General features: G+C 71.3%; 6 protein-coding genes. 5 read left to right on the top strand and 1 reads right to left on the bottom strand.

Features of this window, described 5'->3' with window-relative positions:
• Positions 1-8 precede the first annotated feature (8 nt).
• The 5 genes from CA984_RS00460 (at position 9) to CA984_RS00440 (ending at position 15,770) form a co-directional block, all read left to right on the top strand.
• Positions 9-203 carry a hypothetical protein gene (locus tag CA984_RS00460; RefSeq protein WP_086566556.1) on the top strand — a complete coding sequence of 65 codons (195 nt, stop codon included), beginning with the start codon at positions 9-11 and terminating at the stop codon, positions 201-203.
• A gap of 72 nt (positions 204-275) precedes the next feature.
• Positions 276-1,325: an iron-siderophore ABC transporter substrate-binding protein gene (locus tag CA984_RS00455; protein ID WP_086566554.1), complete on the top strand. Its 1,050-nt coding sequence runs from the start codon at positions 276-278 to the stop codon at positions 1,323-1,325.
• Positions 1,326-1,371: 46 nt separating this feature from the next.
• The gene (locus CA984_RS00450; RefSeq protein WP_086566551.1) at positions 1,372-3,159 is read left to right on the top strand and encodes an ABC transporter ATP-binding protein; all 1,788 of its coding nucleotides are present in this window, start codon (positions 1,372-1,374) and stop codon (positions 3,157-3,159) included.
• 55 nt (positions 3,160-3,214) lie between these two features.
• Positions 3,215-14,083 carry a non-ribosomal peptide synthetase gene (locus CA984_RS00445; RefSeq protein ID WP_086566548.1) on the top strand — a complete coding sequence of 3,623 codons (10,869 nt, stop codon included), beginning with the start codon at positions 3,215-3,217 and terminating at the stop codon, positions 14,081-14,083.
• Positions 14,070-15,770, top strand: a complete 1,701-nt coding sequence (locus CA984_RS00440) for an ABC transporter ATP-binding protein (RefSeq protein ID WP_086566792.1) — start codon at positions 14,070-14,072, stop codon at positions 15,768-15,770. The genes CA984_RS00445 and CA984_RS00440 overlap by 14 nt, the downstream gene beginning before the upstream one ends.
• A 119-nt stretch (positions 15,771-15,889) precedes the next feature.
• On the opposite strand, the gene CA984_RS00435 is transcribed toward CA984_RS00440, so the two are convergent.
• Positions 15,890-16,188: DNA-directed RNA polymerase subunit beta (locus CA984_RS00435; protein WP_133061493.1), on the bottom strand; the 299-nt coding region annotated here is incomplete at its 5' end.

Genomic DNA, 16,188 nt, shown 5'->3' with positions numbered 1-16,188 from the left:
GAACGGTCGTGCCGGGCAGCGAGGACATCCCCGAGCTCACGGCCAAGGACGTGGGCGAGGGGCTCGACCCGCACGATCCGGGATGCGCGGGGGTCACGATGCCGCACGGGGCCATCGGCGACCGGGTGAGCGACCGGCCACCCATCGTGCCGATCGGCCGCACCCGTGTCCGGCCCGCCACAAGCAAGGTTAGCCTCACCTAATTCCCGCGTGCTACGGTTTTCCTGCTCCTCATAAAGGGTTGCAGCCGATTGCACGGAAGCAAGGGATTCTGGATGCCCCCCCACCGAACCACAGTTACGAAGACCTTGCGGCGCTTCGCGGCGGTACTGTCCGCTGTGGCCCTCAGCGCCGGCCTCCTCGCGGGATGCGGTTCCGGCTCGGCGGACAAGCCGAGCGGCGACACCGCGGCCACCACGGGCGGCGCGTTCCCGCTCACCGTGGAGCACGCGTTCGGGTCCACGCAGATCCCCAAGGCCCCCCAGCGGGTCGTCTCCGTCGGCTACACCGACGACCAGGCCATCCTGGCCTTCGGCATCAAGCCGGTCGGCATGGTCGACCAGTACCCGAACCCGCCGGGCAAGACTCCCGACGTCAACACCCAGTGGCCGTGGGTGAAGGACAAGTGGGGGGACACCCGTCCCGACGTCATCATGAACAACGGGGACCCCGGCCCGAACTATGAGAAGATCGCCGCCCTGCGGCCCGACCTGATCATCGCGGTCTACTCCGAGATCGACCAGGCCGCCTACGACCGGCTCTCCAAGATCGCCCCGACGGTGGGCCGCACCAAGGGCGAGAAGGAGCCGTTCAGCGCGCCGTGGCAGGACAACGCGGTTCACATCGCCAAGGCGCTCGGCAAGGCGGACGAGGGCGCCAAGCTGGTGCAGGGCATCCAGGACAAGCTCGACGCGGCCCGCAAGGCGCACCCGGAGTTCGCCGACCGGACCGCCGTCGCGGTGTCCTGGTACAAGAACTCGGTCGCGCCGTTCACCACCACCGACGTGCGCGGGCGACTGGTGTCGGGCATCGGCTTCAAGGGCGCGACGGAGATCGACAAGCTCGCGGGCGGCAGCTTCTACACCGTGCTGTCCCCCGAGCGCATCGACCTGATCGATGTCGACCGCATCTTCGTCATCGCCGACCAGGCGGACCAGGAGGCGCTGAAGAAGTTCAAGTTGTTCGCCAACCTGCCCGCGGTCAAGAACGGCAAGGTGTCGTACCTGCTGGACAGCGAGGGCCCGGCGATCGGCGCGGCCATGTCGCAGGGCACCCTGCTGTCCCTGCCGTACGCGATCGACGAACTCGTCAAGTCGGCCGGCTAGAGATGCCCGCAGACGTGTTCCGTCCCCGGCCCGCCGCGGTCCGGGCGTGAGCACCGCCGACACGCGCGTCGCCCCGGCCATCCTGCGCACGGCGACCGGACGCGAGGCCGCCCGATGGGTCGCGGCGCACTCCCGCGAGGTGCCATGGCTGACGGCCGCCACCGTGCTCACCACGGTGGCCGGGGCGGCGTTCCAGGTGCTGCCGGTGCTCCTGCTCGGCCGGGTGGTCGACGGGGTGGTCGGGGGCGAACCGCAGTCGATCCTGATCACGATCGGGACGCTGCTGGTGGCCGCCGCGCTGCTCGGCTCGGCGGCCGCCGCGGCGTCGACGTACCTGACCGGGCGGCTGGGCGCGGATCTGCTCGCGCGGTTGCGGGAGGGCGCCGTCCAGGCGGTGCTGGGAATGCCGAGCGCGCGGATCGAGCAGGTCGGCCGGGGCGACGTGCTGTCCAGGGTCGGTGACGATGTGGCCGTGGTGTCCAAGGGCATCCGGACGGCCGTCCCCACGGTGTTCTCGGCGGGAGTGCTGGTCGTCATCGCCACGGTCGGCATGTTCGGGCTGGACTGGCGGCTCGGCCTGGCGGGTGCCGGCGCGCTGCCCGCCTACGCGCTGGCCCTCCGCTGGTATCTCCCCCGGTCCGCACCGCTCTACCAGAAGCAGCGGGAAGCCCAGGCCGATCGCGCGCAGGCGTTGATCAGTGGCCTGAACGGGATCGACACCGTCCGGGCGTACCGCCTTGAGGACGCCTTCCGCGAGCAGGTCACCCGCGAGTCGTGGCGGGTGCGCGATCTCGGCGTCGAAGTGTTCCGGTTCTTCGGCCGGTTCGTCGGCAGGGAGAACCGCGCCGAGTTCATCGGGCTGGTCCTGATCATCGTGGTGGGCTACGTCCTGCTGGAGGCCGATGCCGTCACCTTGGGTGAGGCGTCGGTGGCCCCACTGCTGTTCCACCGGCTGTTCACTCCGCTGGGCGCCATCATGTTCACCTTCGACGAGGCGCAGAAGTCGGGCGCGAGTCTGACCCGGCTGGTCGGGGTGCTGGGCGAGGCCACGGAGGAAAGGCTGGTGGGCCGGGTGGCCGTCGCCCCGGCGGACGCCGGGCCGTACCCGGTGACGGTGGAGGGGCTGACGTTCGGCTATCCCGATTCCGAGCAGCCGGTCCTGCGGGACGTCAACCTGGTGATCCCGGCGGGCGGTTCGCTCGCGCTGGTGGGGGCGACGGGCGCGGGCAAGACGACCCTGGCCGCGCTGATCGCGGGCATCGGGACCCCTCAGGCCGGGTCGGTGCGCGTCGGGTCGACCGACCTCGCCGGTCTGGACGAGGCCGGGGTACGGGCCCTGGTGAGCATCCTGACGCAGGAGACGCACGTGTTCTCCGGTCCGCTCGCCGACGACCTGCGGCTGGCCGCGCCGGAGGCGACCGACGCCGAGCTGATGGACGCGTTGCGTACGGCCGGCGCCGAGACGTGGGTCGCGGCCCTGCCCGATGGGCTGAACACCATGGTCGGCGAGGGCGGCGAGCGCCTGGACGGCACCAAGGTCGCCCAGATCGCCCTGGCCCGGCTGGTACTGGGCCGGTCGCCGGTGGTGGTGCTGGACGAGTCGACCGCGGAGGCGGGCAGCCAGGGCGCCGCCGAGTTGGAGCGGGCCGTGTCGGCCGTGTGCCTGGGCCGCACCACGCTGTTCGTGGCGCACCGGCTGACCCAGGCGATGGCGGCGGACCGCATCGCCGTGTTGGACGCGGGACGCGTTGTGGAGCACGGCACCCACGAGGAACTGGTGGCTCTGGGCGGCCGGTACGCGCGGCTGTGGCGCGCGTGGCAAGAAGGCAGTTGAGGAATTCAATTAGGTTTGGCTGACTTTCATACCTGAAAGGGCGACTGAGTCTTCGATGATGGAACCGAGCCCTCGTCTCGCACTGCTTTCTCCCTCGCGCCTGGCCGATGTGCGCCGGCGGACCGGCGAATATCCCGACAGGACCATCACCGGAGCGTGCGCCATCGGGCTGGCCTACTGGGCGACGGGTCAGAGCCCCGGCAGCCTCGACCTCACCTCCGGCACCCTGTTCGCCGACGTCCTCGGATGGGTCGACAACGGCGGGGAGGGGGTCGGCGGCTGGGAGGTCGGCGCCGACGGCCGGAGCATCACCGTCCCCGAAGGCGTCGTGCTGACCGACGCGCAGCTCGCACTGGACGACCTGGCCGACTTCCCGGATCGGCCCGTGGGAACCATCGGCCCTTCCAGCGTGCCGGCACGGCTCGAAGCCCTGGCCGAGTGGAACGACAACAAGGCCGACCGGATCCGCCCGACCATCGTGGAGATGTTCCGTGAGCAGGTTCGCGCCAGGCCGGACGCCGTCGCCATCGTCGACGAACATCGGTCCCTGACCTACCGTGAGGCGGCCGAGCTGTCCAACCAGCTGGCCCACCACCTGATCGAACGCGGGCTCACCGCCGAACAGGTCGTCGGCGTCTCGCTGGGGCGCTCCGCCGAGATGGTGATCGGCCTGCTCGGCGTGCTCCAGGCGGGGGGCGCGTTCGTGCCGCTCGATCCGCACTGGCCCGCCGCGCGCAGAGCGGTCGTCATCGACGACGCCCGGGTCGTGGTGCAGCTCAACGACTCCGGCGAGCACGACGCGGGTGAACCGGAAGCCGTGGCCGTCGACCTCGACGAGTGGCGGTTCGGCCCGTATCCCACCGAGAACACCGAGGTGGCCGTCCCCGGCCCCGCCCTGGCATACGTGATCTTCACGTCCGGTTCGACCGGGCGGCCCAAGGGCGCGATGATCCGGCACGAGGCGATCAGCGAGCGCCTGCTGTGGCAGGTCGACGAGATCCTGGGCTTCGGCCCCGACGACGCGTCGCTGTTCAAGGCGCCGCTGTCGTTCGACATCTCCATCAACGAGATCTTCCTGCCGCTGGTGTGCGGCGGCAGGCTGGTGGTCCTGCGGCCGGGCGGCGAACGCGACCCGCACCACCTGCTGAGCGTGATCACCGAGCAGCGCGTCACCTTCACGTACCTGGTGTCGTCCATGCTGGACGTGCTGCTGGAGATCGCGGGCGACTCCGGGCGGCTGGACAGCCTGAGGCACGTGTGGTGCGGCGGCGAGGTGCTGACCCCGGAGCTGTACGAACGGTTCCGTACCCGGCTCGACATCCCCATGTACCACGGCTACGGCCCGGCCGAGACGACGATCGGTGTCTCGCACGTCATCTACCGGGGCGCGGCGGAACGCCTGTCGACGTCGATCGGCAGGGCCAACCCCAACACCGAGTTGTACGTGCTGGACGAGGAGCTGCGCCCGGTCCCGGTCGGTGTCGGCGGCGAGCTGTACGTGGGCGGGTTCCTCCTGGGCCGCGGGTACGTCAACGCGCCCGGCCTGACGGCATCCCGGTTCGTGGCGAATCCTTTCGCCGGGGACGGGTCCCGGCTGTACCGGACCGGTGACCTCGCGCGGTTCGCCCCGGACGGGTCGCTGGACTTCCTCGGCCGGGCCGACAACCAGATCAAGATCCGCGGCATGCGGCTGGAGATCGAGGACGTCGAGGTCGGTCTCGCGGAGCACCCCCGGGTACGGCATACCTGTGTCGTCGCGAAGAAGAACGCGGCGGGCGGCACATACCTGGTGGGGTACGTGATCCCGGTGGCCGGGAGCGAGGACCTGCGGGCGGACGAGGTCAGGGCGTGGGCCGTCGAGCACATGGTCGAGTACATGGTGCCCGCGCGCTTCGTCGTGATGAGGGAGTTCCCGCTCACTCCGAACGGCAAGCTGGACCGGGGCGCGCTGCCGGAGCCGGCGGTCGAGGCGGGGCCGTCCGTCCCGCCCACCACCGAGAACGAGCGCGTGGTGTGCGCGGCGGTCGCGTCGGTGTTACGGCTGGACGAGGTCGGTGTCGACCAGAACTTCTTCAGACTCGGCGGAGACAGCATTCTGGCGATCTCGCTGCTGAGCGCGCTGCGCGACGCGGGCCTCCACGTCACGGCGGCGCAGATCTTCGCCAACGGCACCGTGGGGGCGCTGGCGGCGGCGGCGAGCCGTGACGGTGTCTCCCCCGTGGACCGCGAGGATGTCGCGACCGGTTCCGTCGTAGGGGCGCCCATCGTGCAGTGGCTCGGCGAGAGCACGGACGCGATCGACGGCTTCGTGCAGTCGGTGGTGCTGAACACCCCGGCGGACCTGACCGCCGACGCCCTCGACGAGATGCTCACCGCCGTGGTCAGGCGGCACGACATGCTGCGCGCCAAGCTGGTGCGCGGCGCCCGCTGGGGCTTCGACATCCCGGAGGCGGACCAGGCCGTCGCGGGGTGGCAGAAGAGCGACCGGCCGCTCGGCGAGTGCGTCGAGCTCGCCACCGGCGGGCTCGACCCGGACAACGGCGTGATGCTCCGTGCCGTCTGGCGGCGCGAGGCACGACAACTGGTCATGGTCGTCCATCACGTGGTGATCGACGGCGTGTCATGGCGGGTCCTGATGGAGGACCTGGCCACGGCGTGGCGGCAGCTCACCTCGGGCACGCCGATCGAGTTGCCTCCGGTGGGCACGTCGTTCCGGCGCTGGACACAGTTGCTTGAGCGCGCGGCGTTCGACATGGACCGCGACTACTTCCAGCGTCCCCTGCCGAAGGCGGACGGGCCGTTGGGCAGGCGTCCGCTGTCCGGATCCGACACCGTCGCGCGCGAGAGGGTCCGGGCCGTCTCAGTCGGCCCGGAGGTCACAGCCGCACTGCTGGGTGAGATTCCCGCGAGGTTCCACGCGGGCGTCAACGACGTGCTGCTGACCGCGCTCGCCGTCGCCCTCGCCCGGTGGCGCCGCGGTCTCGGGCAGGATCAGACGTTCGCGCACATCGAACTCGAGGGCCACGGCCGCGAAGGACGGTTCGTGGCGGGCGCCGCCGGCTTCGAGCCGGACCTGTCGCGGACCGTGGGCTGGTTCACCACGCTGTTCCCGGTGACCGTGGACCCTGGCGCGGCGGCCGATCTCACTACCCCCGAGTACCTGTCCGCCGCGCTCAAGTCGGTCAAGGAAGACCTCGCCCGGATGCCGGGCAACGGCGTGTCCTATGGCGCCCTGCGATACCTGGCCGGCATCGGGTTCGACGCGTCCGCCCCGCAGGTGCTGTTCAACTACCTGGGCCGCTTCGACGCGGGCGCGTCCGGTGACTGGCGGCTCGCAGGCGCCACAGGGCAGTTGGGAGAGAAGCGCGACCCGAGGATGCGCCTGCCGCGCGCCCTGGAGTTCAACGCGATCGCCGAACCCGGCGCGACCGGCGAGTACGAGCTGGTCACCACCATCTCGTGGCCGGACGGAGTGTTCGCCGACGAGGACATCGCGACGATCGGCGAGTACTTCCGGGAGGCCTTGGCAGGGCTGGCCGCGCTCGACCACGGCGGCCACTCCCCCAGCGACTTCGGCGCGGTGTCTCTCACACAGGCCGATGTCGACGCCCTGGACGGCCCGGCGCTGCGGGACATCCTGCCGCTGACCCCGCTGCAGGAGGGCCTGTACTTCCACTCGGTCTTCGACGACGGCTCGGCGGGCAGCTACGTCGAGCAGCAGATACTGACGCTGGACGGCGATGTGGACGCCGACCGGCTCGCGGCGGCGACCACCCGGCTGCTCGCGCTGTACCCGAACCTGGCCGCGCGGTTCACGGCCCTCGCCGACGGCCGCGTGGTCTCGGTGCTGGAGAGCGGTGTGGAGGCGCCGTTCACCACGCTGGAGCGCCCCGGCATCACCGGCGACGAGATCCGCGACTACGCCGAGCGGGATCGCCGCGCCGGGTTCGACCTGGCCGCCGGCCCGCTGATGCGGTACACCCTCATCCGCACGGGGGCCGGCCGGAACGTCCTGGTGCAGACCGTGCACCACATCATCGCCGACGGCTGGTCGGTGCCCCCGATGCTGCGCGCGCTGCTGGCCGAGTATCACGCGCCAGGGACCGTGTACCCGCAGGGCGACTTCCCCGGCCACGTGCGCCGGCTCGCCGCACGCGACGACGACGAGAGCGACCGGGTATGGCGCGATCAGCTCGCCGGCCTGCCCGGCCCTTCGCTGGTCGCCGAGGGGCACACCCCGTCCGACCGGTTCGCCGAAACCGCCGTGGAGCCGGATGACGGCATCGACGCGGCCGTCCGGTCAGCGGGTGTGCCACTGAGCGTCGCCGTGCACAGCGCGTGGGCGGTGACGCTGGGCGGCGTCCTGCAGGGCAAGGACGTGGTGTTCGGCTCCACGGTGTCCGGGCGTGACGCGGATGTGCCCGGCATCGAGGACATGGTGGGCCTGCTCATCAACACGATCCCCGTGCGCGCCCGATGGGACGGCACCACCACGGCGCGCGAACTGCTCGCCTCGGTGCGGGAACACCAGAGCGCGGTGCTGCCGCACCAGCATGTCTCCCTGACCAGGATCGGCCGCCAGGTCGGTGGCGGTCCCCTGTTCGACACCCTGGTGGTGTTCGACGTCGCGACCGATGTGGACGGTCTGCGGAGGCCTGGCGACGAGTTCGTCATCACCGACATCGTGAACGAGGGCGCCCCGCACTACCCTTTGACGCTCGTGGTGGAGCGCACGCTCGACGGCCGGCCGCGATTCAACCTGATCTACGACAGCGAACTGCTGCGGGAGACGCACGCCCAGGCGATCCTGCGCACGTTCACCCGGACCCTGACCGGCCTGCTCACCCGGCCGGACGACCCGGTGCCCGACGGCGCCGGACACCCCGCGCCGATCACCCCGACGACCTTGGGCGGACTGTTCGACGCCGCCGCGGACCGCGACCCGGCCGCCGTCGCCGTCACCCAGTGCGGTCTCGACGGCAGCACCCGGTCGCTCACCTATGGCGAACTGGCAGACGCGAAGAACGCGCTGGCCTCGGCGCTGCGCGCGGCCGGGGTCGGACCGGGCAAACGGGTCGCCGTCGCCGTCCCGCGCTCCCTCGAGCAGGTCGTCGCCCTGGTCGCGATCGTCACCGCGGGCGGCGCGTACGTGCCGCTGGATCTGGCGTACCCGGATGAACGGCTGGAGTACATCCTCGCTGACGCCGCCCCGCAGGTCGTTCTCGTGGACCGGGAACAGCGGGACCGCTTCACGGAGCTGTCGGCCAGGGCGGGCGTGCCGGCCCACCTGCTCGTACCGGGGGACGAGCCGCCGCCGGCCACCGCCGCGCCCGAGGTCGGCTGGCACGACCCGGCGTACGTGATCTACACGTCCGGATCGACCGGCAGGCCCAAGGGTGTCGTCGTCCCGCACTCCAGCGTGGTGACGCTGCTCGCGAACACCCGGCCCGGCATGGACTTCGGTCCGCACGACGTGTGGGTCCAGTTCCACTCCTACTCCTTCGACTTCGCGGTGTGGGAGCTGTGGGGCGCGCTGGCGCACGGCGGTGAGCTGCTGGTGCCGGAGTACGGGTTGACCCGCTCCCCTGTCGACTTCCACCGGCTGGTCCGCGAGCGCGGAGTGACCGTGCTCAACCAGACCCCGTCGGCGTTCTACCAGTTCATCGAGGCCGACCGGCACGCCGGCGAACCGCTCACATCGCTACGCCGGATCATCTTCGGCGGCGAGGCGCTGGATCTCGGGCGGCTGCGCGGCTGGGTCGAGCGGCACGGCACCGGCTCGCCCGAGCTGGTCAACATGTACGGCATCACCGAGACCACCGTCCACGTCACGCACCGGGTGCTGACCGACGAGGATTTCGTCTCCGGCGACGACGTCAGCCCGATCGGCGGCCCGATCCCCGGCCTGGTCACCTACCTGCTCGACGACCGGCTCCGGCCGGTGCCGCCGGGCCGGGTGGGCGCCATCTACGTCGCCGGCGACCAGGTGTCGCTCGGCTACCTGGGCAGGCCGGAGCTCACCGCGAGCCGGTTCGTGGCGAACCCGTTCGCGGGCGACGGCTCCCGGATGTACCACACGGGCGACCTCGCCCGCCGCACGCTCGGCGGCGAGCTGGAGTTCACCGGCCGCGCCGACGATCAGGTGCAGCTCAAGGGTTTCCGCATCGAGCTCGGCGAGGTGGAGGCCGCGGTCAGGGAACTCGACGGCGTGGTCGATGTGGCCGTCACCGTGGCCGACAGCGGCGATCACCTGGTCGCGCACGTCGTGGGTCGGGTGCCCGGCGACGTCACCGGCCCGCTGTCGGCGAAGCTGCCCGCGCACATGGTGCCGGGCCGGGTGCTGCGGGTCGACGCCCTGCCGCTGACGGTCAACGGCAAGCTGGACCGGCAGGCCCTGAGCGAGCGCGCCGCGCACGACGACACCCCGGTGCCCGCGAGTGATTCCACGCTTGCCGCACTGGTCGGCATTTTCGCCGAGACGCTACCCGGCTGCGACGCGGACGGCGACACCGACTTCTTCAGGGCCGGAGGCGACAGCATCGTCGCCATCACCGTGGTCAACCGGGCCAGGGCGCTCGGCCTGCCGATCGCCCCACGGGACGTGTTCCTGTTCAGGACGCCGCGCGCACTCGCCGGGCACCTGGAGGCGCGCACGCCGCAGACCACGGCGTCGGCGCCCGCCCGCCGCGAGGACGGCCCGCTGGCACCGACTCCGATCATCCTGCGCCAACGGAAACTGGGTGGCTCTCTCGCCCGGTTCGCCCAGGCCAGGACAGTGGCGGCACCCGAGGGAACCGGGTTCGCCGATGCCGAGCGCGCCGCGAACGCCGTCGTGGCCGCACACCCGGCCCTCCGGCTGCGGCTGCGCGTCGAGCACGGGGTGTGGGCACTGCGCACCGAACCCGCCCGCGAGGTCACCGTCGTCCGGACGGACGCGACCGACGCGACGGCCGTGGCGGACGGAGACGCCGGACGGCTCGATCCCGAGTCCGGGGAGGTGGTCGCGTTCTCGTGGCTGGCGGCGAGCCGGACCCTCGTGGTCACCGTGCACCACCTCGCCGTCGACTCGGTGTCCTGGCTGGTCCTGCTGGACGACCTGGCCGCCGCCATGCGCGGGGCGCCCTTGGCGCCGCCGACCACGTCCTACGCCGAGTACGCCGACGCGCTGACGGCCCGGTCCGCCCATGTGATCGACGACCTCGGGCACTGGGTCACCACGCTCGAGGCGCCCGTGCTGCTGCCCGTGATCGAGGGATTGCGCGAGACCACTGTGGAGATCGCGCCCGAGCTGACCGCCCGCGTGACGCGTACCGCGCCCGCCGTACTGGGCGTCGGCCTCACCGAGCTGCTGTGCGGCGCGCTGCGGACCGCGCTGACGCACATCCAGCCGTCGCCTGCCGATCTCGCGATCGAGTTGGAGCGGCATGGCCGGGTCCCGGTGCTCGGGCACCACGACTACACCCGCACGGTCGGCTGGTTCACCTCCGTCGCGCCCGTGCGGCTCACGGCGCACACCGACCCCGTCGCGGCGGCGCGCGAGGTCGCCGAACGCCAGCCGGACGAGCGCGGGCATGTCGCCTACGGCCAGCTCAGGTACCTCAACCCGCAGACGGCACCGCTGCTGAACGCGCGCCCACAGGTGCTGTTCAACTACCTCGGCCGGGGCAGCGAGTCCCAGGCGCTGCACATCGCCGGCGGTGACCAGGGCAGCCCGTACGCTGTCGAGGTCAACGCGTGGATCGACGCGGCCACCGGAAGCCTGCGCGCGGTCTTCACCCTCGCCGAAGGCATCCCCGACGAGCTTGCCGAGCACTGGCGGCGCGCGCTGGAGCGGATCGCGGACGCCTCCGCGACGGCCGAGTGGACGGCACCCGTGACCCCGCTCCAGAAGGGCCTGTTCTTCCAGGCCCAGCTGGCGGGCTCGGCCGGGCACTACGTCGCCCAGAACTACTTCGCCTTCGACCGGCGGCTGGACACCGACGCCCTGGCCGAGGCGATGGCGTACGTGATCGCGCGGCACCCGGTCGTGGGCGCCGGTTTCAGCACCGACGCCGGCGGAAACCCGGTCCAGGTCCTCGCGGCGGGCCGGCGGGTCGGTGTCCGCACGGTCGTACTGTCGACGGACGCGGAAGTCGAAGCCCTGCGCGCCCAGGACCGCGACACGGGCTTCGACCTGGATGAGCCGCCGCTGATCCGGTTGACCGTGGTGCGCCTGCCCGGCGACCGCGACGGCCTGCTGCTGAGCTACCACCTGCTGCTGTGGGACGGCTGGTCACGCGAGATCGTGCTGCGGGACCTGTTCGACGCCTATCAGGCCGTTGTCACGGGAGAACCGCCGGCCCCGGTCCCGGCCACGCCGAGCTTCGAGGACTACGCGCGGGCGCTCGACGCCAGGGACTTCTCCGTGTCGGAACGCTTCTGGGCCGAGCACCTGACCGGCCTCCCGGGCCCGACGCTGCTCGCCGGACCGTCGCCGTCACTTCCGGACGATCCGCCGCACGTACTCGTGCACACGCTGTCCGCCGAACAGTCGGAACTGCTGCGAGAAGCGGCCAGGACGCACGCTGTCACGCTGAACTCGGTGCTGACCGGCGCGTTCGGCCTGCTGTTGGGCGCGCACACAGGCCGGAGTGACGCCGTGTTCGGCGTAACCGTCTCCGGTCGACAAGGCGAGGGCCTGTCCGACATCGTCGGCGTGCTGCTCAACACCGTGCCCATGTGGACGCGGGCACGGCCGGATGACACGGTGCGGGAGTACCTGGCCGCCGTGCAGGCGGACAGAGTCGCGGCGATGGAGCACGAGCACCTGGGGCTCGGCGAGATCCAGCGGGCCAGCGGGCACGACACCCTGTTCGACAACCTGTTCGTGCTCCAGAACTTCCTGGACATGGACGCGTTCGCCAGGATGAACGCCAGGCACGGCATCACCGCGGTGCGGGCCGACGACTCCACGCACTACCCGTTCACCTGGGTCGTCACGCCCGGCGACCGGCTCACGGTCAAGCTGGAGTACCGCGACGATGACGCGGAGCGCGCCCGTCGTCTCCTGGACGACTACCTGCGCGTGCTCGGAGACCTGGCCCGCTCGACCGGGCCGGTGGGCGCGCTGCGGGGTCTGGGGCCGGAGCCCGAGCCGGCCGAGCGTACGGACGTCGGCACGGACACCGTGGTCGACCGGTTCGACCAGGCGGCGGACCGCAGCCCACAGCGGGTCGCGCTCGTCGCCCACGGCCGGACCATGACGTTCGCCCAGCTCCGGGACCGTAGTCGCGCGGTGGCGGGTCTGCTCGTCCAGCGCGGCATCGGCCCTGAGACGACCGTGGGTCTCGCGATCCCGCGTTCTCTCGACTCGATCGTGGCGCTGTTCGCCGTGCTGCGCGCCGGCGCCGCGTATGTGCCGCTGGAGCTGGACCACCCGGACGAGCGGATCGCCGCGATCGTCGCGGACGCCCGCCCGGACGTGATCCTCACCGTGAGCGCCGTCTCTCCCCGGCTGACCGGCGACCTGATCGAGCTGGACCGCCCGTTGCCCGAGGCCGAGCCGTTCGTGACGTTCGCGCCGGACGACCCGGCCCGCCTGCGGCACCCTGCGTACACGATCTACACCTCCGGATCGACCGGGAAGCCCAAGGGTGTGGTGACCGAGTACGCCGGGCTCACCAACATGCTGATCAACCACCAGCGCCGCATCTTCGAGCCGGTGCTGGTGGAGCACGCCCACCGGGTCTTCCGGATCGCGCACACCGTGTCGTTCGCGTTCGACATGTCGTGGGAGGAACTACTGTGGCTCGCCGACGGCCACGAGGTGCACATCTGCGACGAGGAGCTGCGACGCGACGCGCCCCGGCTGGTCGAGTACTGCCTTGAGCACGGGATCGACGTCATCAACGTGACCCCCACCTACGCCCAGCAGCTGGTGGCCGAGGGGCTGCTCGACGACCCCGCGCGGCGACCCGCGCTGGTGCTGCTGGGCGGTGAGGCGGTCACCCCGACGTTGTGGCGTCGGCTCGCCGAGACCGAGGGGACAGTCGGCTACAACCTGTACGGACCCACCGAGTACACCATCAACACCCTCGGCGTCGGCACCTTCGAGTGCCAGGACCCGGTGGTGGGCGTGGCGATCGACAACACCGACGTGTACGTGCTGGACCCGTGGCTGCGGCCCGTGCCGGACGGCGTGCCCGGTGAGCTGTACGTGTCGGGTATCGGCATCGCGCGCGGCTACCTCGGGCAGCCCGGCCAGACCGCGCACCGGTTCGTCGCGTGCCCGTTCGGCGAACCCGGCGAGCGCATGTACCGCACCGGGGACCTCGTGCTCCGGCGGCCCGACGGGAACCTGATGTACCTGGGCCGCACCGACCAGCAAGTCAAGATCCGGGGGCACCGGGTCGAGCTGGGCGAAGTCGAGGCCGCGTTCGAGGCACACCCGGCGGTGCGGTTCGCCGCCGCGGTCGCCCAACCCGATCCGCAGGTCGACGGGGCGTTCCGGCTGGCGGCCTACCTCGTACTGGGCGGCTCCGACCTGGCGACGGTCGCCACCGAGGTGGGCGCCGGGCTGCCGGACTACCTGCGCCCCACGCATTACGCCCACGTCGATGCCATCCCGCTGACAGTGAACGGGAAAGCCGACGCCAAGGCGCTGCCGGAGGCCAGACCCCTGGGCGCGCTGACCACGTCGGCCGAGCGCGGCCCGATGACCGAGACTGAGACCGTGGTGTGCGAGTTCTTCGCCGAGGCACTGGACCTGGATGATGACGAGGTGAGCGCGGTGAGCGACTTCATGTCCCTCGGGGGGCACTCCATGCTGGCGGTGCGGCTGATCGGGCTGCTCCGCCGCGAGTACGGTCCCGTGATCACCATCCGTGATCTGCTCACCCTGCGAACCCCGGAAGCGATTGCCCGACACCTCGATGACAACTCCTGACAAGCAGAGGCCCCGCACGGGGCCCGACATCCTCCGGACCGCACTGCGGCGCAACGCGGGCGCCATGACCTGGGGCACCGTCCTCATGGGCATGTACCAGGCCGGCGAGACCGCCTTCCCCATCGCACTCGGCCTGATAGTCGAACACACGATGCGGGACCGCAGCACCGGCTCCCTCGCCCTGTCGATCGCCGCGCTGGCCGTGATCATCACGACCGTGTCACTGTCGTGGCGGTTCGGGATGCGCATCCTGCAGAAGGCCAACACGACCGAGGCACACCGTTGGCGGGTGCGGGTCGCGGCCTGCGGGCTCCAACCGGTGGCCAGGGACGTCGATCTCAAGTCCGGCGAGGTCCTGACCATCGCCACCGAGGACGCCGACCAGACCGCCGACATCATCGAGGTGGTGCCGCTGCTGATCAGCTCGCTGGTCGCGGTGCTGATCACAGCGGTCGCGCTGGGCATGGCCAGCGTCCAGCTCGGCCTGCTGGTGATCGTGGGAACCGTCGCGATCCTGTCGATCCTGAGCGTGATGTCCAGACGGATCGGTGCCAGCACCCGGGAGCAGCAGGCCCGGGTGGCGCGGGCGGGGGCGAAGGTCGCCGACCTGATCACCGGCCTGCGCCCGCTGCACGGCTTCGGCGGCAACCACGCCGGGTTCCTGTCCTACCGGAAGGTCAGCACGGAGGCGAAAAGCCAGGCGATCACCGTCGCCAAGGTGAACGGCGCCTACGCCGGCACCGCGCTGGCACTCAACGCGATCCTCGCCGCCGCTGTGACCCTGACGGCGGGCTGGCTGGCGTTCAACGGACAGATCACCATCGGGCAGCTCGTCATGGCCGTGGGGCTGGCGCAGTTCATCATGGAACCGCTCAGGTTGTTCTCGGAGATGCCGAAGTACGTGATGATCGCGCGCGCGTCGGCCGAGCGGATGGCGCTGGTGCTGGCCGCGCCTCCAGTGATGGCCCCGAGGCAGGGGCGCCCGTCCGCAGGCGGAGACCTGGAGGTCGACAGCGTCCGGTACGGGTCCCTGCGCGAGCTGAAGTTCCACGTGCCCGCCGGCGAGTTCGTGGCGATCGCCGTCTACCAGCCGCGCGCGGCGGCCGATCTCGCGTCGATCCTGGCCGTGAACGTCCCGCCCGACACGTATGAGGGGGTGGTGCGGGTCGGCGGGCAGGAGATCGCGGACCTGTCGATCGAGGCGGTCCGCGAGCACATGCTGGTGAACCCGTACGACGGGGAGATCTTCGCGGGCACTCTCCGCACGAACATCGACCCGGCGGGCGCCGGCCGTATGGTCTCCGAGGCCGTCGAGGCGTCCATGCTGACCGACGTCGTCGCCCTCCACCGCGAGGGACTCGATTACGGCGTCCGCGACCGGGGCGCGAACCTTTCCGGCGGGCAGCGCCAGCGGCTGTCCCTGGCCCGCGCCCTCGCCGCCGACGCCGACATCCTGGTCCTGCACGACCCGACGACAGCGGTCGACGCGGTCACCGAACAGCTCATCGCGCGCAACATCGCGGAGCTACGCCGGAACCGCACCACCATCGTGATCACCAGCAGCCCGGCCCTCCTGGACGCCGCCGACCGGGTCCTCGTCCTGGACGACGGCGTCATCACCGCGGAGGACACCCACCGGAACCTCCTCACCACGGACGAGAACTACCGCCTGGCCGTGGCCCGGTGACCTGAACGGGTGATTCCTCGCTGGCCACGCTGCCGACGGGCCCCTGCGGGCCCGGCATGCCCCGGCCGCCGGACCCGGCAGGCAGCGGGCCGGCACCCGCAGGTCGCGCATGGGGACCGTCAGACCTCTTCGACGCTGCTCGGCTCACGCCGGGACAGGTCGATGCCGAGCTCTTCCGCGGCGCGGAAGACGTCCTCGTCGGTGTCGCGCATCTCGATGGACATGCCGTCGCTGGAGAGCACCTCGACGTTCAGGCACAGCGACTGCATTTCCTTGATGAGGACCTTGAACGACTCCGGAATGCCCGGCTCGGGGATGTTCTCGCCCTTGACGATCGCCTCGTAGACCTTCACCCGGCCCAGCACGTCGTCGGACTTGATGGTCAGCAGCTCCTGCAGGGCGTAGGCGGCGCCGTACG

This window comes from Streptosporangium minutum, from assembly GCF_002149035.1.
GTDB lineage: Bacteria > Actinomycetota > Actinomycetes > Streptosporangiales > Streptosporangiaceae > Streptosporangium > Streptosporangium minutum.
This window is presented reverse-complemented; position numbering and strand designations above follow the sequence as displayed.